This window comes from Streptomyces sp. NPDC006624, from assembly GCF_040611555.1.
In the GTDB taxonomy this organism is placed as follows: Bacteria; Actinomycetota; Actinomycetes; order Streptomycetales; family Streptomycetaceae; genus Streptomyces.
The window spans coordinates 713521-737584 of sequence record NZ_JBEXOM010000001.1 but is presented as its reverse complement, the minus strand read 5'-3'; the positions used below and the strand labels follow the sequence as shown (position 1 = coordinate 737584).

Below are 24064 nucleotides of genomic sequence, written 5' to 3'. Positions count from 1 at the left end.
TGACGGTCCGAAAACCCAAACGGAATGTCACGGGGGGCTACGGAGAGGGCCAACGCACCGGTCCCCGCGAGGGGCCGGGAGCAGGAAACCGGCCAGTGGTACGACGCTAAACGGAATCCTGACGACCGGTCGGCCGGGGACCGGGTGCGAGGCCGTCGCGGCGGGGCGGAGAGAGCGTGGACGGGGGGTGCGGAAAGGGGCGGGTCACATGAGCGGCGTCAGGAAGCGCCGGAGGCGCTCCTCGTAGGCCTGCGGGTCGGCGTTCCACATGGCTCCGTGCGGGGCGTGGGCGACGGTGCGCAGGGTGACCATGTCGGGGCGGGCGTCGGCGAGCCGGCGGGAGAGCCGCCAGGGGGCGACCGTGTCGCCGGGGCCGTGGAAGACGAGGGCCGGCACGCGCAGGGCCGCGGGGGACGGGCTCCGGGCGGCCCGGTCGCCGTGCAGGCCGGTGCGGCCCTGGGCGGCGCGCACCGCGAGGGGCAGCAGGGCGCCCGGGGTGCGGCGGGCCGAGGCGAGGGCGCGCAGGGTGGTCTCCCAGCTGAGCACCGGGGAGTCCAGGACGAGTCCGGAGACGTGCTCGCGCGCTCCCGAGCGCTCGGCGGCGCGCAGGGCCATGGTGGCGCCGGTGGACCAGCCGTGCAGGACGACCTGCCGGGCCCCGTGGCGCACGGCGTAGCGGATGGCCGCGTCGAGGTCGCGCCACTCGGTCTCGCCGAGGTGGTTCAGCCCGTCGGGCGGGCGCGGTGCGCCGAGGTCCCCTCGGTAGGCGAGGGCGAGGACCGGGAAGTGGCTGCGGTGCAGGAACCCCATGACGTTCAGGGCGACTTCCCGGGTGGCGCCCAGGCCGTGCACGGCGATCACCCAGGTGTCGCGGGCCCCGGGGACGAACCAGGCGGGCAGGGAGCCGAGTTCGCCGGGGATGTCGACGTCGGCGTGTTCCAGTCCGAGGGCGGTGCCGGGGTCGCCGACGTACACGTTGGGGGTGAGCCAGGCCTTGTCGCCGGCTTCGAGGGTGCCGTGGGTGACGCTCTCCAGCCGCCGTACGACCGTGTCGGCGGTGGCCGGGGCGCCGGCCAGGACGGGCCCGACGACCGCGTGGAAGCCGTTGCCGGACAGGCCGTAGCGGCCGGGGCGCAGGGCGGCGAGGTCGCGGGTGAGGGTGATCTGCCCGGCGGCGGTGCCGTGCACGGTGAGCCGGGGCTCGGTGGGCAGTGGCCGGCCGGGGACCGCCTTGAGCGCGGCGTCGCTGGCGAACCGGCCGGCGGCCACGACGGCGGCACCGGCCCCCAGCACGGCGGTGACGGCAGCGGCCGTCGCGTTGACTGTGCGCACGCCTTCCAGTGTCCTGGCGGATCCGGCGGCCGACCAGTGGGAGGCCGCGGCGGGGTGAGGCGCGGGCGGCGCGGGGGCCCGTCAGCCGCGCTGGCCGTAGCCGCGCAGCTTTTCCTCCACCTCGGCCAGCTGCTCACCGGACAGCAGGCTCGGCGTAAGTCCCGGCACGGACGCGGCGGTGAGCCACAGGCGGCACATCCACTCCAGCTGGGCCGTGCGGTCGTAGGCCTGGGCGAGGGTGGCGCCGTGGGTGACGGTGCCGTGGTTCTGCAGCAGGCAGCCGGAGCGGCCGGCGAAGGCGCGGAGCATGTTCTCGGCCAGCTCGCCGGTGCCGTAGGTGGCGTAGGGGGCGACCCGGACGGGGCCGCCGAGCGCGGCGGCCATGTAGTGGATCAGGGGCAGCTCGGTGACCAGCGTCGAGACGGCCGTCGCGTGCACGGCGTGGGTGTGGACGACGGCCCGGGCGCCGGTCGTGCGGTAGACCGCGAGGTGCATGGGCAGTTCGCTGGTCGGGACGAGCGTGCCGAGGACCTGCCGGCCGTCGAGGCCCACGCCGGTCACGTCACCGGGCGCCAGGCGGTCGTAGGGCACGCCGGACGGTGTGACCAGGACGGTGTCGCCGACCCGGACCGAGACGTTGCCGGAGGTGCCGACGACGAGGCCCTCGGAGACCGTGCGGCGGGCCGTCGCGACGAGTTCCTCCCAGGCGCGCGCCTCCTCGGGGCGCACGCTCCTGAGCCGCGCCTCCCCCGCGTCCGGTGCGCCGCCGTCCATGACCCGCTCGTCTCCTCGCTGCTCAGCCATGCCCGTGATCCTGCCAGGCGGGCCGCGGGCCCGTCGCCCCCCGGTGCGCCGCCGCCCGCGGCGGGCATCGCATACGACCCGGGCTTCGGCGTGCCGTACGGTAGTGGGTGCCCCACAGTCGGTGATCGGGAGCGGGCGGCCGTCCTCCGCGGGCCCGTCGACGGGCCCGCCCGCGGCTCACCGCCGGGTGACCTCGGTCTCTTCACCCGGTCACTCGATCGGCTGAAGCGATCGGCGCAAGGCGTCCGGATACCGGTGTCCGGGGAGCCTGACAGCAGGGCGGAACGACAACCCTCTCTTGTGGACACCCCCGCGCCCCTCCCAGTTCATCTTCCGTTCACTCGGGTTACCTACGTTCGTCCAGCCAATGACCTCGAACGATTGCCTGGGTAAATGGAAAGCTTCTCGCTGATCCTCGCGATTGTGGTGGTAACCGCACTCGCGTTCGATTTCACGAACGGTTTCCACGACACCGCGAACGCGATGGCCACGACCATTTCCACCGGCGCCATGCGGCCGAAGGTCGCGGTGGCCATGTCCGCGGTTCTGAACCTGGTCGGCGCCTTCCTGTCCGTGGAAGTCGCGAACACGATCTCCAAAGGCCTCGTCGACGAGGCCGGCATCCGTCCCGAGGTCATCTTCGCCGCCTTGGTCGGCGCGATCCTCTGGAACCTGCTGACGTGGCTGGTCGGTCTGCCGTCCAGCTCCTCGCACGCCCTCATGGGCGGCCTGATCGGCGCCACGATCGCCTCGGCGGGCGTCGGCGCGGTGCACGGCGACGTGCTGGTCACCAAGGTGCTGATCCCGGCGATCGCCGCCCCGCTGGTCGCGGGCGTCGCGGCGATGCTCGGCACCCGGCTGACGTACTCCCTCGGCCGGAAGGCCGACGGCAAGGCGTCCGAGAAGGGCTACCGCGCCGGCCAGATCGCCTCCGCGGGCCTGGTCTCGCTGGCGCACGGCACCAACGACGCGCAGAAGACGATGGGTGTCATCACCCTCGCCCTGGTCGCCGGCGGCACCGTCGCCCCCGACTCCGACCCGCCCATGTGGGTCATCCTCTCCGCGGGCGTCGCGATCGCGCTGGGCACCTACCTGGGCGGCTGGCGCATCATCCGCACGATGGGCAAGGGCCTGACCGACCTCCAGCCGCAGCAGGGCTTCGCGGCCCAGACCAGCGCGGCGACGGTCATCCTGGCCTCCTCGCACCTCGGCTTCTCCCTGTCCACCACCCACTCCGTCTCCGGCGCGGTGATGGGCGCGGGCCTCGGCCGCAAGGGCGGCGTCGTCCGCTGGTCGACCGCCACGCGGATGTTCATCGCCTGGGGTCTGACGCTGCCGGCGGCGGCCCTGGTGGCCGCGCTCGCCGAGTACGTCACCGGCTTCGGCGACTGGGGCACCGCGGTGGTGGCGGTCTTCCTCGTCGCCTCCAGCGCGGCGATCTGGAAGGTGTCGCGGCGTGAGGTCGTCGACCACACCAACGTCAACGACACCGAGGACGAGGAGCCGGCCGGTGTGGTGACCACGGCGATGGCCGCGGTCACGCCGCCGCCCACGGCGGGCGCCGTGGCGGACGAGCCGGCCCACGCCTTCCCGTCCCAGGCCACCTCCGAGCGGGCCCCGTCCTCGACCACCACGGTCTGACCCGCCCACCGGTAACAAGGAAGAGTCTCTGAGATGAAGATCGACTGGGCGGCCCTCGGTTCCGTCTTCGGCGTCAGCCTCGTGGTCACGGTGGCCCTCGTGGCCCTGTTCACCCTCGGCATCACCGGCCTGTCCCGCCGCGAGCGGGCGGTGGCGGAGGGCGGTTCCGCGGGTCTCGCGGTCACCGGCGCGTACGCGTGCTTCGCGGCGTGCGCGGCGGCCGTGGGCTACGGGATCTACCTGATCGTGGCCTGACGGCCCGACCGCACGAGTACGGCCGCCGGGCGGCACGGGAACTCACTCCCGTGCCGCCCGGCGCTCGTGTGCGCCGGGGGTGGTGTGGGGTTCTGCACACTCTCCCCGCGCAGGTCAACGGCAAGTTGACGGCGGTTCGCGGCCGTGGTGGACTGCCGGGGCCAATTACGGCGGCAGGAGAGGAAGCCGGTGCGAGTCCGGCGCGGTCCCGCCACTGTCACCGGGGGCAGCGATCCCCGGGAGCCAGGAACTCTCACCGCCGGTCTCGTCGAACCAGGGCGTGGACACCCTGAGTGAGGACATATCGCCATGCGCGGCTGCCGACCGAGCTCCAGCACCCCTCCCCCGTCTGCCCCTTCGGCCGGCTGAGCCCATGGGTGCCGGTCGCGTCTTCGCGTACGGTGCCGCCGCCGGCCTGATCGGTGACCTGCTGCTCGGCGATCCCCGCCGGGGGCATCCGGTCGCCGCGTTCGGGCGGGCCGCGGGTGCCGTGGAACGGGTGCTGTGGCGGGACCACCGGGGGTGGGGCGCGCTGCACACCGCCGTGTGCGCCGGAGGAGCCGTCGCCGCCGGGGCGGTCGCCGCGGGGGCCGCACGGCGGTCCGCCGCCGCATCCGTCGCACTGACCGGGATCGCCACCTGGGCCGTCGTCGGCGGGACCTCGCTGGCCCGCGAAGCGCGCGCCATCGGGCGCGCCCTGGAGGCCGGCGACGTCGAGGCGGCCCGGGCCCGGCTGCCGCACCTGTGCGGGCGGGACCCGCAGGCCCTCGACGCCGACGGGATCGCCCGGGCCGTGGTCGAGTCCGTCGCCGAGAACACCTCCGACGCGGTCGTGGGGGCGCTGGTGTGGGGCGCGGTGGGCGGGGTGCCGGGGCTGCTCGGCTTCCGGGCCGTCAACACCCTCGACGCCATGGTCGGGCACAAGTCGCCCCGGTACCGGCGCTACGGGTGGGCCTCCGCGCGGCTGGACGACGTGGCGGGATGGCCGGGGGCGCGGCTGACCGCCGTGCTCGCGACGCTGGCCGGGCCGGATCCGCGTGCGGCGGTACGGGCCTGGCGGGCGGACGCGGGGAAGCATCCGAGTCCCAACGCCGGTCCCGTGGAAGCCTCTTTCGCGGGGGCGCTCGGCGTGCGGCTGGGCGGGACGCTCTCGTACGGCGGGCGGGTGGAGCACCGGCCGGTGCTCAACCCGCACGGCCGCGCGGTCGTCACGCACGACGTGGAACGGGCCGTACGGCTGTCGCGGCGCGTCACCTGGCTCGCGCTCGGGGCGTGCGCGGGGGCGCGACTGGTGGGTGCGCGGCTGTCCGGGGGCGCGCGGTTGTTCAAGAGGGGGAAGTGAGCATGAGCGGTGGGCTTCTCGTCGCCGGTACCACCTCCGACGCGGGCAAGAGCGTCGTGACGGCGGGCATCTGCCGGTGGCTGGTGCGGCAGGGCGTCAAGGTCGCGCCCTTCAAGGCGCAGAACATGTCCCTCAACTCCTTCGTCACGCGCGAGGGTGCCGAGATCGGGCGGGCGCAGGCCATGCAGGCGCAGGCCTGCCGGATCGAGCCGGCCGCGCTGATGAACCCCGTGCTGCTCAAGCCCGGCGGCGAGCAGAGCAGCCAGGTCGTGCTGCTCGGCAAGCCGGTCGGCGAGATGAGCGCGCGCGGCTACCACGGCGGGCGGCAGCGGCGGCTGCTCGGGACGGTGCTGGACTGCCTGGAGCAACTGCGGGGCACGTATGACGCGGTGATCTGTGAAGGGGCCGGTTCGCCCGCCGAGATCAATCTGCGGCGGACCGACATCGTCAACATGGGCATCGCCCGGGGCGCCGGGCTGCCCGTGCTCGTCGTCGGCGACATCGACCGGGGCGGTGTCTTCGCCTCGTTCTTCGGGACGGTCGCGCTGCTGTCGCGCGAGGACCAGGAGTGCGTCGCCGGGTACCTGGTCAACAAGTTCCGCGGGGACGTGTCCCTGTTGGAGCCCGGTCTGGAGATGCTGCACGGGCTCACCGGGCGGCGCACGTACGGGGTGCTGCCCTTCCGGCACGGGCTGGGCATCGACGAGGAGGACGGGCTGCGGGTCTCGATGCGCGGGGCCGTGCGGGAGTCCGCCGTCGCGCCGCCCGTCGGGGAGGACGTGCTGCGCGTCGCGGTCTGCGCCGTGCCGCTGATGTCCAACTTCACCGACGTCGACGCGCTGGCCGCCGAGCCGGGCGTCGTGGTGCGGTTCGTGGACCGGCCCGAGGAACTGGCCGACGCCGACCTCGTCATCGTGCCCGGGACGCGCGGCACCGTGCGTGCGCTGGAGTGGCTGCGCGAACGGGGTCTCGCCGACGCCCTGGCCCGCCGGGCCGCCGAGCAGCGGCCCGTCCTCGGCATCTGCGGCGGGTTCCAGATCCTCGGCGAGCACATCGAGGACGACGTGGAGAGCCGTCGGGGACGGGTCGACGGGCTCGGACTGCTGCCGGTGCGGGTGCGTTTCGCCCGCGAGAAGACCCTCACCCGGCCCGCGGGCGAGGCCCTCGGGGAGCACGTCGAGGGCTACGAGATCCACCACGGCGTCGCCGACGTCCAGGGCGGCACCCCCTTCCTGGACGGCTGCCGGGTCGGGCAGACCTGGGGCACGCACTGGCACGGCTCGCTGGAGTCGGACGGTTTCCGCAGGGCGTTCCTGCGCGAGGTGGCCGCCGCCGCCGGGCGCCGCTTCGTACCGGCGCCGGACACGTCCTTCGCCGCCCTGCGCGAGGAACAGCTCGACCGGCTGGGCGACCTGATCGAACAGCACGCGGACACGGACGCGCTGTGGCGCCTCATCGAGTCCGGCGCACCGCGGGGGCTGCCCTTCGTTCCCCCGGGAGCACCCGCATGACCGCGACGGTCCCGTCGCGGCCGGGGAAAGCGGGCCGGGTGGCGACGGGGGTGGGGGGTGCCCACCAGCTGCCGAAGGCGGTCGGCAAGCGGCCGCTGCCGCCAGGCATCTCACCGGAGCCGCATGCCGAGCGGCTGTCGCCGGCGGTCGACCGGCGGCGGTTGCGGCGAGGCGACTGCCCGGCGCCACAGGCCGACCGGCCCAGGGAGGCCGTCGGGTGCCGACGGCTGCGTGGAGGTGCCCCACTGGCGCCCCGCACCGCGCAGCCGCCTTACCGCACCGGCCACCGGCCGCTGCGCAGGGCCAACTCCCCTGCGGTACGCGCCCGACGACGACCGAGGGCCTTCGGCAATCGGCCGCTACCGCCAGGGAACTCACCGGCGCCGCATGCCGCCGTACGGCTGCCGCAGGTCTCGGATCGTCGGCGCATGGAATTCGAAGGCACCTTGGAGGGTGACGACAAGTGACCACCCCGTTTCCGTTCACGGCCGTGGTCGGCCAGGACGATCTGCGGCTCGCGCTGCTGCTGAACGCCGTCTCACCGGCGGTCGGCGGTGTGCTGGTGCGCGGTGAGAAGGGCACCGCCAAGTCGACGGCCGTGCGGGCGCTGACGGCGCTCATGCCGACGCTGGACGTCGTCTCCGGTTGCCGGTTCTCCTGCGACCCCGGCTCCCCCGACCCCGGCTGCCCGGACGGGCCGCACGAGGCGGGGGCGTTCGAGACGCGGGCCGCGCGCATGGTCGAGCTGCCGGTCGGCGCCTCCGAGGACCGGCTGGTCGGCGCGCTGGACATCGAACGGGCGCTCTCGGAGGGTGTGAAGGCCTTCGAACCGGGCCTGCTCGCCGACGCGCACCGCGGGATCCTCTACGTCGACGAGGTGAACCTCCTCCACGACCACCTGGTCGACCTGCTGCTGGACGCGGCGGCGATGGGCGCCTCGTACGTCGAACGCGAGGGCGTCTCCGTCCGGCATGCCGCCCGGTTCCTGCTGGTCGGCACCATGAACCCCGAAGAGGGCGAGCTGCGGCCGCAGTTGCTCGACCGGTTCGGGCTGACCGTGGAGGTCGCGGCCTCGCGGGAGCCCGAGCAGCGGGTGGAGGTCGTCCGGCGGCGGCTGGCCTACGACGACGACCCCGCCGCCTTCGCCGCCCGCTGGGCCGACGAGGAGGCAGGGGTGCGGGCGCGGATCGTCGCGGCGCGCGAGCTGCTGCCGTCGGTGCGGCTGGGCGACGGGGCGCTGCGGCAGATCGCGGCGACCTGCGCGGCGTTCGAGGTGGACGGCATGCGCGCCGACATCGTGATGGCGCGGACCGCGACGGCCCTGGCGGCCTGGGCGGGGCGTACGGACGTGCTCGCGGAGGACGTCCGGCAGGCCGCGCTGCTCGCGCTGCCGCACCGGCGGCGGCGCAACCCCTTCGACGCGCCCGGCCTGGACGAGGACAAGCTCGACCGGACGCTGGAGGAGTTCTCCGGCGACGACCCGGACACGGACCCGGATCCGGACCCGGGCCAGGAAACGGACCAGGACCCGGACCCCGGGCCGGACGGGCCCGGCGGAGGCGGCGGGGGCGGCGGGCAGCCGCAGCCCGGTGACGCGCCGCAGGGCGGTGAGGCTGCGCAGGGCCGTGACGCGGAGGTGCCGCCGCCCCCGCCCGGGGAGGGCGGGCAGCCGCATCCCTCGGGTGCGGGCGAGCAGTCGGCCGTGGGGGCCTGCGAGCCGTTCCGCACCAAGGTGCTGAGCGTGCCCGGGATCGGCGAGGGCGCCGCCGGGCGGCGTTCCCGGGCGCGGACCGAGCACGGGCGCACGACCGGGGCCCGCCGGCCGCAGGGCGCGCTGACCAAGCTGCACCTGGCGGCGACCGTGCAGGCCGCCGCCCCGCACCAGCGGGCGCGCGGACGCTCCGGCCCCGGGCTGGTGGTGCGCCGGGACGATCTGCGGCAGGCCACCCGTGAGGGCCGCGAGGGCAACCTCGTGCTGTTCGTCGTCGACGCCTCGGGGTCGATGGCGGCGCGGCAGCGGATGAGCGCCGTGAAGGGGGCCGTGCTGTCGCTGCTGCTGGACGCCTACCAGCGGCGGGACAAGGTGGGGCTGGTGACGTTCCGGGGCCGGGACGCGGAGGTCGCGCTGCCGCCGACCTCGTCCGTGGACGCGGCGGCGTCCCGGCTGGAGACGCTGCCGACCGGCGGGCGGACCCCGCTGGCGGCCGGGCTGCTGCGCGCGCACGACGTGCTGCGGGTGGAGCGGCTGCGGGATCCGGCACGGCGGCCGCTGCTCGTGGTGGTGACGGACGGGCGGGCCACGGGAGGCCCGGACCCGGTCGCCCTGGCCGAGCGGGCGGCACGGCTGTTCGCGGCCGACGGTGTCGCGTCGGTCGTCGTGGACTGCGAGCAGGGGCCGGTGCGGCTGGGGCTCGCCGGGCAGCTCGCCGGTGAACTGGGCGGGACCGCCGTGACGTTGGACGAACTGCGGGCCGACTCGATCGCCGGCCTGGTCAGGGACGTACAGGGAACTTCGAGGAGGGCCGCGTAATGCCGCAGGGACAGCCGAGTGTCATCCCGGACGACGGACTGACGACCCGGCAGCGGCGCAACCGGCCGCTCGTCGTGGTGCACACGGGCGTCGGCAAGGGCAAGTCGACCGCCGCCTTCGGGCTCGCGCTGCGGGCCTGGAACCAGGGCTGGCCGATCGGGGTGTTCCAGTTCGTCAAGTCGGCGAAGTGGAAGGTCGGCGAGGAGAACGCGCTGAAGGTGCTGGGCGACAGCGGGCAGGGCGGCTCCGTCGCCTGGCACAAGATGGGCGAGGGCTGGTCGTGGGTGCAGCGCGACCTCCAGGGGGACAACTCCTCCAACGAGGAGAAGGCCCGGGAGGGCTGGGAGCAGGTCAAGCGGGACCTGGCGGCGCAGACCTACCGGCTGTACGTGCTGGACGAGTTCGCCTATCCCCTGCACTGGGGGTGGATCGACACCCGTGAGGTCGTCGAGGTGCTGCGCGACCGGCCCGGGACCCAGCACGTCGTGATCACCGGGCGGAACGCGCCCGCCGAGCTCGTCGACTTCGCGGATCTGGTGACCGACATGTCCAAGGTCAAGCATCCGATGGACGCCGGGCAGAAGGGGCAGAGGGGCATCGAGTGGTGAGATCCTCCTCCGCGTCGTCCGCCCCCTCGCCGTCCTCGTCGTCCGCCTCGTCCGTGCCCCGGCTGGTCGTCGCCGCGCCCGCGTCGAGGAGCGGCAAGACGACCGTCGCCACGGGGCTGATGGCCGCGTTCGCCGCGCGAGGGCTCGCCGTGTCCCCGCACAAGGTCGGCCCGGACTACATCGACCCCGGCTACCACGCGCTCGCGACCGGGCGGGTGGGACGCAACCTCGACGCGTACCTGTGCGGTCCGGAGCGGGTCGGGCCGCTGTTCCTGCACGGGGCGCGGGGCTGCGACATCGCCGTCGTCGAGGGCGTGATGGGGTTGTACGACGGCGTCGCCGGGCAGGGCGAGCTGGCCTCCACGGCGCATGTGGCGAAACTGCTGCGGGCGCCGGTGGTGCTGGTCGTGGACGCGTCGTCGCAGTCCCGGTCGGTGGCGGCGCTGGTGCACGGGTTCGTGTCCTGGGACCCGGAGGTGCGGGTCGGGGGCGTGATCCTGAACAAGGTCGCCACGGACCGGCACGAGGAGCTGCTGCGGGAGGCCTTGGAGCAGGTCGGGGTGCCCGTCCTCGGGGTGCTGCGGCGGGTCGCGCAGGTGGACACGCCGTCGCGGCATCTGGGGCTGGTGCCGGTCGCCGAGCGGCGCGGCGCGGCCGTGGAGGCCGTCGAGGCGATGGCCGCGCAGGTCACGGCCGGGTGCGATCTGGACGCGCTGGAGGCGCTGGCGCGCGGTGCGGGCACGCTGTCGTGCGCGGCGTGGGACGCGGCCGAGGCGGTCTCGTCGTCCGCCGCCCGCCCGGCCGGGCGGGACGGGACGCCGGGCCCGCGCCGGGAAGACGCGCCGAGGATCGCCGTGGCCGGCGGTGAGGCGTTCACGTTCTCCTACGCGGAGCACGCCGAACTGCTGGCCGCCGCCGGTGCCGAGGTCGTGCCGTTCGACCCGCTGCGGGACGAGGACCTGCCCGAGGGCACCCGGGGGCTGGTGATCGGGGGCGGGTTCCCCGAGGTGTACGCCTCCGAGCTGTCCGCCAACGAACCGCTGCGCAAGGCCGTCGCCGTGCTGGCGGAGAGCGGGGCGCCGGTCGCCGCCGAGTGCGCCGGGCTGCTGTATCTGTGCCGGGAGCTGGACGGGCTGCCGATGTGCGGGGTGCTGGACGCCGGGGCGCGGATGACGGAGCGGCTCACGCTGGGCTACCGGGACGCGGTGGCCGTGGGCGACAGTGTGCTCGCGGCGGCGGGGACCCGGATGCGGGGCCACGAGTTCCACCGGACCGTCGTGGAGCCCGGCGCGGGCGCGGAACCCGCCTGGGGCCTGCGCACGCCCCGGCCGCGGGTCGAGGGGTTCGTGCGGGGCGGGGTGCACGCCAGCTATCTGCACACGCACTGGGCCGCCAAACCCGGCGTGGCCGTCCGCTTCGTGGACAGGTGCCGGACGTCATGAGCGGCGGACCGTCCGGCTCCGGGGTCCCCGCTCCGGCCCGGCCCGGGCGCGGCGTGGTCGTCGGGGTCGGGGCGTCGAAGGGGGTCCCCGCCGAGGAGGTGCTCGCGCTGGTGGAGGGCGCGCTGCGGGAGGCCGGGGTGTCCGCCGCGGCCGTCGCCGGACTCGCCACCGTCACCGGCAAGGCCGGGGAGCCCGGCATCGCCGGGACGGCGCGGCGGCTGGGGGTGCCTGTGATGACGTACGACGCCGGGGAGCTGGCCCGGGTGCGGGTGCCCGGCCCGTCCGGCGCGCCGCTCGCCGCGGTCGGTACGCCCTCCGTCGCCGAGGCCGCGGCCCTGCTCGGCGGCGGTGAACTCCTCGTCCCCAAACGCAAGTCCGCCAGGGCCACCTGCGCCGTGGCGACCCTCGGCGGCGACGCCCGCCCCCACTCCCCGACCGCCCCCGCGCCCACCGGGGCCTCCGCCGGCACCGCCGCGGTCGCCCCGGACGGCGACGGCCTCTCCCCTCACGGACCTTCCCATGCGCACTGAGACCGGGCACGACCTGCGCCACCACGGAGACGCCGAAGTCCGCGACGACGGCACGTCGCTCGTCGACCTCGCCGTCAACGTCCGCTCGGACACCCCGCCGGCGTGGCTGCGGGAGCACATCGCGGCGTCGCTCACGTCGCTGGCCGCCTACCCGGACGGGCGGGCCGCACGGGCGGCGGTGGCCGCGCGGCACGGGCTGCCGGTCGAGCGGGTCCTGCTGACGGCGGGCGCCGCGGAGGCGTTCGTCCTGCTCGCGCGGGCGCTGCCGGTCAGGCGGCCGGTCGTGGTGCATCCCCAGTTCACCGAGCCGGAGGCGGCGCTGCGGGACGCGGGGCACACGGTCGGACGGGTGCTGCTGCGCGAGGAGGACGGCTTCCGGCTCGACCCGGCGGCCGTGCCCGAGGACGCCGACCTCGTCGTGATCGGCAACCCGACGAATCCGACCTCGGTCCTGCACCCGGCGGACGTGATCGCCTCCCTGGCCCGGCCCGGGCGGGTGCTGGTGGTGGACGAGGCGTTCATGGACGCGGTGCCGGGCGAGACCGAGGCCCTGGCGGACCGGACCGACGTGCCCGGTCTGGTGGTGCTGCGCAGCCTGACCAAGACGTGGGGACTCGCCGGGCTGCGGATCGGGTACGTGCTGGCGGCGCCGGAGACCGTCGGGGAACTGCAGCGGGCGCAGCCGCTGTGGCCGGTGTCCACACCGGCGCTGGCGGCGGCCGAGGCGTGCGTGGCGCCGAGGGCGGTGGCGGAGGCCGCCCACGCCGCCCACCGCGTCGCCGCCGACCGCGCCCACCTCCTGGCGGGCCTGGCCCGCTTCGCCCCGGCCGGGCTGCGGGTGGCGGGCCCGGCGCGGGGCCCGTTCGTGCTGATCCGCCTGCGGCGGGCGGCCGAGGTACGCAGCCGCCTGCGCGACCTCGGCTACGCCGTGCGCCGCGGGGACACCTTCCCCGGCCTGGACGAGGAGTGGCTGCGCCTGGCGGTACGCGACCGCCCGACGACGGACGGCTTCCTGCGGGCGCTGGAGCAGGCGCTGGCTCTTTGAGGGGGGTGGGGTGGCGTACGGCTCGGGAACGCGAACTCAGCCGGGCCAGCCCACCCAGCCGCCAGCCCGCCCAGCCGGGCCACCCCATCCAGCCGGGCCACCCCACCCAGCCGAAGACCGAAGCACCGCCCCCGCCGACCGGCTCACCCCCGTCGCCGCCCCCGGGGCACCCTCATCGCCGCCCCGGCCCACCGGCTCATCCCCGTCGCCGCCCCCGCCCACCGGCTCACCCCCGTCGCCGGGCCAGCACCACCGCTCCCCCGCCCGCGGCCAGCAGCACGACCGCCGCTCCGGCCAGGTACGGCGTCAGCGCGCTGCCGCCCGTCTCGGCCAGGTCCTCCGTCGTGGACGCGCCCTGCGCGCGCACGCCGATGGCCGGGGCGGGCGGTTCGGCGGAGGCCTCGGCCGGGGGCTGGGCGGCGGTCGCGGTACGCGGTGTCGTGCACGTGGCCTCGGCCAGGGTGAGCGTGCCGTCGACCTTCGCGACGTTCAGCTTCAACGGGTCGACGGACACCGTGAGTTCGAGGGCGGTCGCGGCGGCGGAGCGGGTCGTGGTCTTGGTGTGGGAGAGGTCCAGGCGCACCTCGCCGACGCCGGGCACCGTGACGTCGGTGGGGCCGCCCGCGGTGAGCTTCACGCGCTTGCCGAGCACGGTCACCGAGCCCGGCAGGCCGGTCGTGGCGAACGGCCTGCTCCCGGCCTCGCACGTGGCCCTCGCGGTGACCTGCTCGACCTCGACGACCGACAGCAGCGGCAGGCCGGGCACGTGGAGGCGGGCGTGGGCCAGCGTGGTGCTCGCCTCGGCCTTCGTGGCGGACGTCGTGGCGCGTGCCTCGGCCGCCTCGGCCCGCAGCACGCTGAAGGGCCGGCCGCCGTCCACCGCGTCCAGGCCGGCGGTCAGCGCGGTCTTCTCGGCGCTCTGCGGGGCCTGGACCTCGTTGAGGGAGACGGCGAGGGGGACGTTCACCGACTTGTTCACCAGGGAGACGTCCAGGTTCGTGCGCAGGACGGCGGCGCTCGCGCGGCCGTGGTCGCCGGTGGCGTGCGCCGGGCTCACGCCGGTGAGCGCCAGGGGCCCCGCGGCGAGTGCCACGGCCGTCGCGACGGTCGCCAGACGGCGTGCGGGCAGGGCGAAGGAGGTGCTGTTCACGGTGGGACTCCAGGGGTGACAGGCTCGGGACCCGGAAAGAATCGCCGCACCGCGCAGACGCCGTCAGTGATCCGACACCGCTTCACTCCAACGGGGCGAGACCGCGGATGTATTCGATTCCTGCGGCACAGGCGTTCCCCGCCGTCACCCGTGCGGCTACCCCACCACGTGCCCGTTCAGCACCACCCGGCGCGGTGCCCTCAGCACGCGCACGTCCGCGCGCGGGTCCTCGTCGTAGACGACCAGGTCGGCCGGGGCGCCCTCGTCCAGGCCGGGGCGGCCGAGCCAGGCGCGGGCCTTCCAGGTGCCGGCCGCGAGGGCCTCGACGGGCGGGATGCCGGCGGTGACGAGTTCGCCGACCTCGGCCGCCGCGAGCCCGTGGGCGAGACCGCCGCCGGCGTCGGTGCCGACGAAGACCGGGATGCCGGCGTCGTAGGCGCCCCGCACGGTGTCGTAGCGGCGTTCGTGGAGCCGGCGCATATGGGCCGACCAGCGCGGGAACTTGCTCTCGCCGCCGGCGGCGAGCTGCGGGAAGGTCGCGATGTTGACCAGGGTCGGCACGATGGCCACGCCCCGTTCGGCGAACAGCGGGACGAGGTCCTCGGTCAGGCCCGTGGCGTGCTCGATGCAGTCGATGCCCGCCTCGACGAGGTCGCGCAGGGAGTCCTCCGCGAAGCAGTGCGCGGTGACCCGGGCGCCCAGCCGGTGCGCCTCGGCGATCGCCGCCTGAACCGCCCCGCGCGGCCAGCAGGCCGACAGGTCCCCGAGGTCGCGGTCGATCCAGTCGCCGACCAGCTTGACCCAGCCGTCGCCGCGCCGCGCCTCCTGGGCGACGTAGGCGACCAGGTCCTCGGGCTCGATCTCCCAGGCGTAGTTGCGGATGTAGCGGCGGGTGCGGGCGATGTGCCGCCCGGCGCGGATGATCTTCGGCAGGTCCTCGCGGTCGTCGATCCAGCGGGTGTCGGAGGGCGAGCCGGCGTCGCGGATCAGCAGGGTGCCGGCGTCCCGGTCGGTCAGTGCCTGCTTCTCGGCGACGTCCTCGGGGACGGGGCCGTGCCGGTCGAGCCCGACGTGGCAGTGGGCGTCGACGAGGCCGGGCAGGGCCCAGCCCCGGACGGTGCGGATGTCGCGGGCGCCGGCGGGACGGTCGTAGCAGACCCGGCCGTCGACCACCCACAGCTCGTCGCGGACGTCCTCGGGTCCGACGAGCACCCGCCCCTTCACGTGCAGCACCGCGCGATCGCTCATGCACCGCACCTTAGTGAGCCGCCGGACGCGTGCTGAAGGGGGCCTGTTCGCGCGGGCCTCGGCTCCGGGGGGCGTGGTACCCGACGGTTACCCTCGATGCCGTCGAACCTGTGAGTGAAGAGAGCACTGCCGTGACGCACCCGTTTCTGGACCTGGCCCCGCTCGGCGCGGACCGCTTCGCCTCGATCGAGGACCGCGTGGCGCGGTTGCTGAGCACCGGGCAGGACGTCGTGATCATGCAGGGCGAGGCGCTGCTGCCGCTGGAGGGCGCGATCCGCGCCGCGGCCGGTCCGGGCACGACCGCGCTCAACGTCATCACGGGTCCCTACGGCCAGACCTTCGGCGACTGGCTGCGGGACTGCGGCGCCACGGTGATCGATCTGGCGGTGCCCTTCCACACGGCGGTCACCGCCGAGCAGATCGAGCAGGCCTTCGCCGAGCACCCGGCGATCGACTTCGTGTCTCTGGTGCACGCGGAGGCGGCGACCGGCAACACCAACCCGGTGGCCGCGATCGGCGAGGTGGTGCGGGCGCACGGGGCGCTGTTCTACCTCGACGCCGTGGCGTCGATCGGGGCCGAGCCGGTGCTGCCGGACGCGTGGGGCGTGGACCTGTGCGTGATCGGGGCGCAGAAGGCGATGGGCGGGCCGGCCGGGGTGTCGGCGGTGTCGGTGAGCGAGCGCGCCTGGGCCCGCATGGCGGCGAACCCGGACGCGCCGCGGCGGTCGTACCTGTCGCTCCTCGACTGGAAGGAGCGGTGGATCGACGGCGGCCGCAAGGCGCTGCTGCACGCCCCGGCGCAGCTGGAGATGCTGGCGCTTGAGGCGTGCGTGGAGCGGATCGAGGCGGTGGGGCTGCAGACGGTGATGGCCCGGCACGCGTCGGCCGCCGCCGCGACGCGGGCCGGGGCGGTCGCGCTCGGCGGCGGTCTGGAGCCGTACGTGTACGAGGCCCGGGACGCGGCGCCGGTCGCGACGACCTTGCGGGCGCCGTCCGGGGTGGTCGCCTCGGAACTGGTGGCGCGGGCGCTGGAGGCGGATCCGGCGGTGCCGCTGGCCGCGGGCGGGGGTGCGCTGGCCAAGGAGATGATCCGGGTCAACCACTACGGGCCCGACGCGGCCCCGGGCGCGGTGCGGGCGGCTCTGGCGGCGCTGGGGGCCGCGCTGACGGAAGCCGGGCTGTCCGTGGACGTCGCCGGGGCGTTGCGCGCGGTCGAGGGGGCCTGGCGGTAGTCCGGGGCCGGAGCCGGCGAAGCGCGGGGGCTCCGTGCCGGTGCGGCACGGGTTGTCAGTGGCCCGTGCCATGCTCCGCCCATGACCACTGACACACCTTCCGGCAGCCCGGCCCTTCCCGACGGAAGGCCGGTCCCCCGTCCCACCGGCGACGAGCGGGCGATGCTCGAGAGCTGGCTCGACTTCCACCGGGCCACGCTGGCGCTGAAGTGCGCGGGGCTGGACGACGCGCAGGTGAGGACCGCCTCGGCCGCGCCGTCGGAGCTGACCCTGCTGGGGCTGGTGCAGCACCTCGCCGAGGTCGAGCGGAACTGGTTCCAGCGGGTCGCCGCCGGCGTCGAGGTGCCGCCGGTGTTCGAGGACCCGACCGGGTACGCCCTCGATCCGGAGCGGGGGCTCGACGAGGCGCTCGGCATCTGGCGCCGGGAGATCGCGCGGGGGCGGGAGCTGTGCGCCGGGCTGCCGCTGGACCACGCCGGGCGGGTCGCCGAGGGGCCGGTGCCCGGTATGGAGGTCAGTCTGCGGTGGGTGCTCATCCACATGATCGAGGAGTACGCGCGGCACAACGGTCACGCCGATCTCCTGCGGGAACGCATCGACGGAGTGACGGGCGCTTGAATTCCTGGCACTTTCCGAGACATCCCACATGTAAGCTGGCACACAATAAGGAATTGCTTCCAGAACAGCTTCCCGTATTCTTCTGCCCGCTTTTCCCGATCCTAAACGCGTAGATTTTGCGAACACTCCGCGAGGTAATTCTGGCGGATCTCGCGCGGGTTACGCGGCTGTGACGCGTTACACATCCTGACCGATTTACCCGGGATTATCCGGTCAAAATCAGGCATACACCAGCCGCCTCGCGTCTCCCCTCGCGCTCGCGCGATAACACAGACCCGGCGCACACGTAAGCCCATTCGGCGATGCAATTTTGAATTTCGCTGGGTAAGTTCAATTCGCATGACTGCCGTACAAGCAGATCCGCAAATCGACCGCCCCACGACGGCCGACGGAGCCGCGCTGTGGCGGATGGCGAAGGACTCGAAGGTTCTCGACGTGAACTCGTCCTACAGCTATCTGCTGTGGTGCCGGGACTTCGCCGCCACGTCGGCCGTCGCCCGTGACGAGCGGGGCGAGCCGATGGGCTTCATCACCGGGTACGTGCGGCCGGAGAGCCCGCAGACCCTGCTGGTGTGGCAGGTCGCGGTGGACGAGGCGCACCGCGGGCGCGGACTGGCCGCGGCACTGCTCGACGGTCTGGTCGCGCGGACCGCCGCGGAGCGCGGGGTGACGGCGGTGGAGACCACCATCACCCCGGGCAACACCGCTTCGGAGCGTCTGTTCACGTCGTTCGCCGAGCGGCACGGCGCCCGGCTGGAGCGCGAGGTGCTGTTCGACGCGGGCCTGTTCCCGGACGGGCCGCACGACCCCGAGGTCCTCTACCGGATCGGCCCGCTGCCCCACTGACCCAAGACTTCCCGCCCGACTCCCGCAGACTTCCCCCACGCCCCTAGGAGCGATTCGTCGTGACCATCACCCAGCCCGACCTGAGCGTCTTCGAGACCCTGGAGTCCGAGGTTCGCAGCTACTGCCGCGGCTGGCCCACCGTCTTCGACCGTGCGGTGGGCAGCCGTATGTACGACGAGGACGGCCACGAGTACCTCGACTTCTTCGCCGGAGCGGGGTCACTGAACTACGGGCACAACAACCCCGTCCTGAAACGCGCGCTGATCGACTACCTGGAGCGGGACGGCGTCACGCACGGGCTCGACATGTCGACGACCGCCAAGCGCGGCTTCCTGGAGTCCTTCCAGAACCTGCTGCTGCGCCCGCGCGACCTGCCGTACAAGGTCATGTTCCCGGGCCCGACCGGCACCAACGCCGTGGAGTCCGCGCTGAAGCTCGCGCGGAAGGTGAAGGGGCGCGAGGCGATCGTGTCCTTCACCAACGCCTTCCACGGCATGTCGCTGGGCTCGCTGGCCGTGACCGGCAACGCCTTCAAGCGGGCCGGCGCCGGCATCCCGCTGGTGCACGGCACACCGATGCCGTTCGACAACTACTTCGACGGCCAGGTCCCGGACTTCCTGTGGTTCGAGCGGCTCCTGGAGGACCAGGGCTCCGGCCTGAACAAGCCGGCCGCCGTGATCGTCGAGACCGTGCAGGGCGAGGGCGGCATCAACGTGGCCCGGCCCGAGTGGCTGCGCGCGCTGGCCGACCTGTGCGAGCGGCAGGACATGCTGCTGATCGTCGACGACATCCAGATGGGCTGCGGCCGTACCGGCGCGTTCTTCTCCTTCGAGGAGGCGGGCATCGTGCCGGACATCGTCACCGTCTCGAAGTCGATCAGCGGCTACGGCCTGCCCATGTCGCTGTGCCTGTTCAAGCCGGAGCTGGACGTCTGGGAGCCCGGCGAGCACAACGGCACCTTCCGCGGCAACAACCCCGCCTTCGTCACGGCCACCGCCGCGCTGGAGGCGTACTGGGCCGACGGCTCGGCGATGGAGAAGCAGACCCGCAAGCGCGGCGAGCAGGTCGAGCAGGCGCTGATCTCCATCACCGAGGAGAACCTGGCCGACGTCAAGGAGTACCGGGGCCGCGGCCTGGTGTGGGGCATGGAGTTCCACGACAAGGCCCGCGCCGGCAAGATCGCCAAGCGTGCCTTCGAACTCGGGCTGCTGATCGAGACGTCCGGCCCGGAGAGCGAGGTCGTGAAGCTGCTCCCGGCGCTGACCATCACGCCCGAGGAACTGGACGAGGGCCTCAGCACGCTGGCCCGCGCCGTCCGCGAGACCGCCTGACCACGAAGCACCACCCATCTAGGAGGCATCGCAGCACCGTGATTGTCCGTTCGTTCAAGGAGATCGAAGGTACCGACCGGCACGTGAAGGCGGCGTCCGGTACGTGGGAGAGCAAGCGCATCGTCCTCGCCAAGGAGAAGGTCGGTTTCTCCCTGCACGAGACGGTCCTCTACGCGGGTACGGAGACGTCGATGTGGTACGCGAACCACGTCGAGGCCGTCGTCTGCGTGGAGGGCGAGGCCGAGCTGACCGACCACGAGACCGGGCAGGAGTACACCATCACGCCCGGCACCATGTACCTCCTGGACGGGCACGAGAGGCACACGCTGCGGGTCAAGCAGGACTTCCGCTGCCTCTGCGTGTTCAACCCGCCCGTGACCGGACGGGAGGACCACGACGAGAACGGCGTCTACCCGCTGCTCACCGAGGAGGTGTGACGTTTCCATGACCGCCACCACCGACACCACCACCGGTATCCCCGACCTCTACCCCAGCCGCGGCGCCTCCGAGGTGCTCACCCCGCGCCAGGACCCGGTCGTGTGGGGCGCGCCCGACGCGCCCGGCCCGATCGTGCCGGCCGAGCTGCTCTCCTTCGAGCGCGACGGCTTCCTCGCCATCGACGAGCTCATCACGGACGACGAGGTCGCGGTCTACCGCAACGAGCTGAACCGGCTGGTCAACGACCCGGACATCCGTGCCGACGAGCGGTCGATCGTCGAGCCGAAGTCCCAGGAGATCCGCTCGGTCTTCGAGGTCCACAAGATCAGCGAGGTGTTCGCCCGGCTGGTCCGCGACGAGCGGGTCGTCGGCCGGGCGCGGCAGATCCTCGGCTCGGACGTCTACGTCCACCAGTCGCGGATCAACGTCAAGCCGGGCTTCGGGGCGAGTGGCTTCTACTGGCACTCCGACTTCGAGACCTGGCACGCCGAGGACGGTCTGCCGCGGATGCGCACGGTGTCGGTCTCGATCGCGCTGACCGAGAACTACGACACCAACGGCGGGCTCATGATCATGCCGGGGTCGCACAAGACGTTCCTCGGGTGCGCGGGGGCCACGCCGAAGGACAACTACAAGAAGTCGCTGCAGATGCAGGACGCGGGCACGCCGTCGGACGAGGCGCTGACCCGGTTCGCCACCGAGCACGGCATCAAGTTGTTCACGGGCAAGGCCGGTTCGGCGACCTGGTTCGACTGCAACTGCATGCACGGCTCCGGCGACAACATCACGCCGTTCCCGCGCAGCAACGTGTTCATCGTGTTCAACAGCGTCGAGAACACCGCGGTCGAGCCGTTCGCGGCGCCGGTGCGGCGACCGGAGTTCATCGGGGCGCGGGACTTCACACCCGTGAAGTGACCGCATGACAGAGCTGCCGGGTGGGGCCTCCTCGTGTGGGACGGGACGCCCCACCCGGTTGTCTCATGCCCTGAGCACGTCCAGGAGCCGGTCCACGTCGGCGGCGCTGTTGTAGAGGTGGAACGCGGCCCGCAGGTTCCCGGCCCGGTCGGACACCTCGATGCCCGCCCGGCTCAGCTCCTCCTGGCGGTGGCCCAGCCCCGGCACGGACACGATCGCCGAGCCCGGCGCGGGCACCGGCGCGTGGCCCAGCCCGGCGAGCCCTTCGCGGAAGCGGTCCGCAAGGGCGACGTCGTGGGCGTGCACGGCGTCGACGCCGATCTCCTCGATCAGCTCCAGCGAGGCGCGCAGCCCGGCGTGGCTGAACAGCGACGGGCTGATGTCGAACCGCCGTGCGGAGTGGGCGGGTTCCTCGACGGGGCCGTAGCAGCTCTCCCAGGGGATCTCCCCGGAGACCCACCCGGCGAGCAGCGGGGTGAGCCCGCCGAAGTCCTCGGGGACGACGCAGAACGCGGCGCCGTGCGGGCCCATCAGCCACTTGAAGCCGACGGCGGCGAGGAAGTCGTCGGCGTCGCCGTCCATCGGCAGCCACCCGGCGGACTGCGAGGCGTCGACGTAGGTGCGGGCCCCGTGCGCCCGGGCCGCCTCGCGCACGGCCGGCAGGTCCGCGAGGCGGCCGTCGGCGGACTGGACGGCGCTGACCGCGACCAGCGCGGTGCCGGGCCGGACGGACTCGGCGAGCCGCTCCAGGGGCACGGCCCGCACCTTGAGGTCGCCGCGCGTGTGGAAGGGGTTCACCAGGGAGGCGAAGTCGGCCTCGACGGTGAGGACTTCGGCACCGGCGGGCAGCGACGCGGCGATCAGGGCGCCGTACTCCGCGACCGAGGCACCGGTCGCGACCCGCTCGGCCGGCACGCCGGCCAGCCGGGCGAAGCAGGCGCGGGCGGCCTCCACGTCCTCGTACAGCGGCCCCAGGGGCCTGCCCTCGGCCCGCATCCGCACCGCCTCCTGCACGGCGGTGACGGTGCGGGCGGGCAGGAGCCCGTTGCTCGCGGTGTTCAGGAAGGTGCGCTTCGGGCCGAACTCGGCACGGACGAGGTTCGCGAAGGTCTCCATGGGACCACTCTGCGTCCCCCGGGTCTCCGGCGTCCATCGCCTCTTTCTGCGGGGTGCCGCCAAGCAACGCTTATGCATGCGCCGCGAGCTGGGGTTTCAGGGCCGGGGCACCGCGCAGCCGTCCGGGCCGCAGGCGCCGGCGTCGTCGCTGTGGACGAGGGTGAGCGGGGAACGCCCGCCGTACGCCTGGGTCAGGGCCCGGGTGAAGACCTCGGCGGGCTGGGCGCCGGAGACGCCGTACGTGCGGTCGAGCACGAAGAACGGCACACCGTTCGCGCCGAGCTGCGCGGCCTCGCGCTCGTCGGCACGGACCTCGTCGGCGTAGGCGTCCGGGTCGGCGAGCACCGCACGCACGGCGCCGGCCTCCAGCCCGGCCGCGACGGCGAGTTCCACGAGCCGCTCGTCGTCGCCGAAGACGGAGCGCTCCTCGGCGAAGTTGGCCCGGTACAGCAGGTCGAGCAGCCGCTCCTGGCGGCCGTGCTCCTTGGCGAGGTGCAGCAGCCGGTGCATGTCGAAGGTGCTGCCGTGGTCACGGCCCCGGGTGCGGTAGTCCAGCCCCTCGGCGGCGGCCTGCGCCCCCAGGTTGTCCTCGCCGGCCTCGGCCTGGGCCTCGCTCATGCCGTACTTCCTGGTGAGCATGGTGATCACGGGCTGGATGTCGTCCTTGGCGCGGCCGGGGTCCAGCTCGAAGGAGCGGTGCACCACCTCGACCTCGTCGCGGTGCGGGAAGGCCGCGAGCGCCTTCTCGAAGCGGGCCTTGCCCACGTAGCACCAGGGGCAGGCGATGTCGCTCCAGATCTCGACGCGCATGTCTCGGCTCTCTCGGGTCGTACGGGTGCGGAGCCTCCCTCCGCCGGGTGCATGAACGTTCAAGCAGCGGGTTTCATTCCCCGGGAACCGTGAGGCGCAGGCAGCGGTGGTGGTCGCCTTCGGCGGTCGGGTGGTCCGGGTCCGGCCTCCAGCCCTGGCGGGCGTAGAAGGCCTGCGCGCGCAGGTTGTCCACGTGCACGTCGAGCACGGCCGTCCGCCGTCCGTCGGCCCGCCACTCCTCGACGCAGGCCGTGTGCAGGGCGGTGCCGGCGCCCCGGCGCCAGCGAGCGGGGTCGACGTGGAACTGGTACAGCTTCACCGTGTCCGCCGGTCCGTCCTCGGGGACGCGGAAGGAGGCCAGCCCGACGATCCGCCCCTCCTCGACCAGGCACAGCACCCTCCCGTCCGGCCGCGTGAGGGCGCCGCGCCAGACGGCGAGCCAGTCGGTGCCGTCCTCGGGCACCCCGTCCGGGTAGTACGTCGCCCGGGCCCGCGCGTGCAGCGCAACGACGTCCTCCAGCTCGGCGGACAGGACGGTACGGACCACACGGCCCGGGAACGCTCGGTCACTGATCATGGAACCGGGGACGCGCCCCGGCCGGGACGCGGTTCCCGGACGGGGCTCAGCGGCCGTCCCGCAGGTCGTCCGGCCACGCCGGCCGGAACGCGAGGTGGTCGTACGTCACCACGCAGCCCTCACCCATCGGCGACTGGGCCATGAAGCCGACGAGGGCCGCGCCGGTCTCCTTCTCGCCGCCGAGGGTGAACAGGCGGACGAAGGTCCAGCGTTCGCCGTCGCGGGAGGCGTGGAAGGCGAAGGCCCGGCCGGTCCGGCTGACCCGGAGCCAGACGGAACTGCCGTCCACGGTGGAGGAGTTGGCGTCGTCGGAGTGGCCCCGGGTGACCACCGTGCAGACGGTGGGGACGTCCGGGGAGTACTCCAGGCAGAGCTTGGCCCAGGCCCGCTCGCCCACGTGGACGTAGAGCACCCCGGCGTCGAAGGCCGCGCCGAACCCGACCGTGACCCTGGCGATCAGCTGGAAGTCGCCCTCGGGCGCCCCCAGCAGCCGGGGCGCGTCGGAGGCGGGGTCCAGCCCTTCCCCGGTCGGCGGCACGAACCGGTCCTGCCGCGCCCCGGCCCATCCGGTGAGCACGCCGTCCTCGTAGGACCAGCCGGCGTCGGGACCGTAGGTGCGCAGGGAGAACGGAAGTTCGGGTATCTCGAGATCCATTCGGCCGAGTCTTTCAGGTCCGGCCCGCAGGGGCGCGGGGAACCGCGCGACAAGCACGACGGACCGCACGCGCACAGCTCACCGCACC

General features: G+C 74.0%; 22 protein-coding genes, 1 pseudogene and 1 riboswitch. Of the genes and pseudogenes, 15 read left to right on the top strand and 8 right to left on the bottom strand.

Features of this window, described 5'->3' with window-relative positions; translation table 11 throughout:
- Positions 1 to 204 precede the first annotated feature (204 nt).
- Positions 205 to 1332, bottom strand: coding sequence for an alpha/beta fold hydrolase (locus tag ABZY20_RS03310; protein WP_356435810.1), 1128 nt, complete (start codon positions 1330 to 1332; stop codon positions 205 to 207).
- An 81-nt stretch (positions 1333 to 1413) separates the two neighbouring features.
- Positions 1414 to 2136: a class II aldolase/adducin family protein gene (locus tag ABZY20_RS03305; protein WP_356435807.1), complete on the bottom strand. Its 723-nt coding sequence runs from the start codon at positions 2134 to 2136 to the stop codon at positions 1414 to 1416.
- A 393-nt stretch (positions 2137 to 2529) separates the two neighbouring features.
- Between ABZY20_RS03305 and ABZY20_RS03300 the strand changes: the two genes are divergently transcribed.
- The 9 genes and pseudogenes from ABZY20_RS03300 to cobC all read left to right on the top strand — a co-directional run bounded on the left by ABZY20_RS03300 (position 2530) and on the right by cobC (position 13040).
- Positions 2530 to 3777 carry an inorganic phosphate transporter gene (locus ABZY20_RS03300; RefSeq protein ID WP_356435804.1) on the top strand — a complete coding sequence of 416 codons (1248 nt, stop codon included), beginning with the start codon at positions 2530 to 2532 and terminating at the stop codon, positions 3775 to 3777.
- 33 nt (positions 3778 to 3810) lie between these two features.
- Complete coding sequence (locus ABZY20_RS03295; protein ID WP_037756925.1) at positions 3811 to 4032, top strand: hypothetical protein; 222 nt, start codon at positions 3811 to 3813, stop codon at positions 4030 to 4032.
- Between the two features lie 178 nt (positions 4033 to 4210).
- Positions 4211 to 4285, top strand: a riboswitch (cobalamin riboswitch).
- Between the two features lie 120 nt (positions 4286 to 4405).
- Entirely contained in the window at positions 4406 to 5374 is a 969-nt protein-coding gene (locus ABZY20_RS03290; RefSeq protein WP_356435801.1) for a cobalamin biosynthesis protein, read from the top strand.
- A gap of 2 nt (positions 5375 to 5376) precedes the next feature.
- Complete coding sequence (locus ABZY20_RS03285) at positions 5377 to 6885, top strand: cobyric acid synthase (protein ID WP_356435798.1); 1509 nt, start codon at positions 5377 to 5379, stop codon at positions 6883 to 6885.
- 463 nt (positions 6886 to 7348) lie between these two features.
- Positions 7349 to 9415 carry a putative cobaltochelatase gene (locus ABZY20_RS03280; protein WP_356435795.1) on the top strand — a complete coding sequence of 689 codons (2067 nt, stop codon included), beginning with the start codon at positions 7349 to 7351 and terminating at the stop codon, positions 9413 to 9415.
- Positions 9415 to 10023, top strand: a complete 609-nt coding sequence (gene cobO / locus ABZY20_RS03275; RefSeq protein WP_356435792.1) for a cob(I)yrinic acid a,c-diamide adenosyltransferase — start codon at positions 9415 to 9417, stop codon at positions 10021 to 10023. The genes ABZY20_RS03280 and cobO overlap by 1 nt, the downstream gene beginning before the upstream one ends.
- Positions 10020 to 11465 carry a cobyrinate a,c-diamide synthase gene (locus ABZY20_RS03270; RefSeq protein WP_356435789.1) on the top strand — a complete coding sequence of 482 codons (1446 nt, stop codon included), beginning with the start codon at positions 10020 to 10022 and terminating at the stop codon, positions 11463 to 11465. The genes cobO and ABZY20_RS03270 overlap by 4 nt, the downstream gene beginning before the upstream one ends.
- A 53-nt stretch (positions 11466 to 11518) precedes the next feature.
- A pseudogene (locus ABZY20_RS03265) lies at positions 11519 to 11851 on the top strand (cobalamin biosynthesis protein); the annotation flags it as partial.
- A gap of 133 nt (positions 11852 to 11984) precedes the next feature.
- A complete protein-coding gene (gene cobC / locus ABZY20_RS03260) occupies positions 11985 to 13040 on the top strand; it encodes an Rv2231c family pyridoxal phosphate-dependent protein CobC (protein ID WP_356435786.1) in 1056 nt (351 codons plus the stop codon).
- A gap of 226 nt (positions 13041 to 13266) precedes the next feature.
- On the opposite strand, the gene ABZY20_RS03255 is transcribed toward cobC, so the two are convergent.
- Positions 13267 to 14190 carry an SCO1860 family LAETG-anchored protein gene (locus tag ABZY20_RS03255; RefSeq protein WP_356435783.1) on the bottom strand — a complete coding sequence of 308 codons (924 nt, stop codon included), beginning with the start codon at positions 14188 to 14190 and terminating at the stop codon, positions 13267 to 13269.
- Between the two features lie 156 nt (positions 14191 to 14346).
- Positions 14347 to 15438: an amidohydrolase family protein gene (locus ABZY20_RS03250; RefSeq protein WP_356435780.1), complete on the bottom strand. Its 1092-nt coding sequence runs from the start codon at positions 15436 to 15438 to the stop codon at positions 14347 to 14349.
- A gap of 131 nt (positions 15439 to 15569) precedes the next feature.
- Between ABZY20_RS03250 and ABZY20_RS03245 the strand changes: the two genes are divergently transcribed.
- The 6 genes from ABZY20_RS03245 to thpD all read left to right on the top strand — a co-directional run bounded on the left by ABZY20_RS03245 (position 15570) and on the right by thpD (position 20818).
- On the top strand, positions 15570 to 16670 hold the full coding sequence (locus tag ABZY20_RS03245; protein WP_356435777.1) for an aminotransferase class V-fold PLP-dependent enzyme: 1101 nt from the start codon (positions 15570 to 15572) through the stop codon (positions 16668 to 16670).
- Between the two features lie 81 nt (positions 16671 to 16751).
- A complete protein-coding gene (locus ABZY20_RS03240; RefSeq protein ID WP_356435775.1) occupies positions 16752 to 17288 on the top strand; it encodes a DinB family protein in 537 nt (178 codons plus the stop codon).
- A 339-nt stretch (positions 17289 to 17627) separates the two neighbouring features.
- Positions 17628 to 18134, top strand: coding sequence for a diaminobutyrate acetyltransferase (gene ectA / locus ABZY20_RS03235; RefSeq protein ID WP_356435772.1), 507 nt, complete (start codon positions 17628 to 17630; stop codon positions 18132 to 18134).
- Between the two features lie 59 nt (positions 18135 to 18193).
- Positions 18194 to 19465, top strand: a complete 1272-nt coding sequence (gene ectB, locus ABZY20_RS03230; protein WP_356435769.1) for a diaminobutyrate--2-oxoglutarate transaminase — start codon at positions 18194 to 18196, stop codon at positions 19463 to 19465.
- A 38-nt stretch (positions 19466 to 19503) separates the two neighbouring features.
- The gene (locus ABZY20_RS03225; protein ID WP_356435766.1) at positions 19504 to 19902 is read left to right on the top strand and encodes an ectoine synthase; all 399 of its coding nucleotides are present in this window, start codon (positions 19504 to 19506) and stop codon (positions 19900 to 19902) included.
- Positions 19903 to 19909: 7 nt separating this feature from the next.
- On the top strand, positions 19910 to 20818 hold the full coding sequence (gene thpD, locus ABZY20_RS03220; RefSeq protein ID WP_356435763.1) for an ectoine hydroxylase: 909 nt from the start codon (positions 19910 to 19912) through the stop codon (positions 20816 to 20818).
- 63 nt (positions 20819 to 20881) lie between these two features.
- On the opposite strand, the gene ABZY20_RS03215 is transcribed toward thpD, so the two are convergent.
- The 4 genes from ABZY20_RS03215 to ABZY20_RS03200 all read right to left on the bottom strand — a co-directional run bounded on the left by ABZY20_RS03215 (position 20882) and on the right by ABZY20_RS03200 (position 23976).
- Complete coding sequence (locus ABZY20_RS03215; protein WP_356435760.1) at positions 20882 to 21934, bottom strand: aminotransferase class V-fold PLP-dependent enzyme; 1053 nt, start codon at positions 21932 to 21934, stop codon at positions 20882 to 20884.
- Between the two features lie 96 nt (positions 21935 to 22030).
- Positions 22031 to 22744, bottom strand: coding sequence for a DsbA family oxidoreductase (locus tag ABZY20_RS03210; protein WP_356435757.1), 714 nt, complete (start codon positions 22742 to 22744; stop codon positions 22031 to 22033).
- Between the two features lie 73 nt (positions 22745 to 22817).
- Positions 22818 to 23321, bottom strand: a complete 504-nt coding sequence (locus ABZY20_RS03205; protein WP_356435754.1) for a GNAT family N-acetyltransferase — start codon at positions 23319 to 23321, stop codon at positions 22818 to 22820.
- A 46-nt stretch (positions 23322 to 23367) separates the two neighbouring features.
- Positions 23368 to 23976, bottom strand: coding sequence for a DUF1349 domain-containing protein (locus tag ABZY20_RS03200; RefSeq protein ID WP_356435751.1), 609 nt, complete (start codon positions 23974 to 23976; stop codon positions 23368 to 23370).
- Positions 23977 to 24064 lie beyond the last annotated feature (88 nt).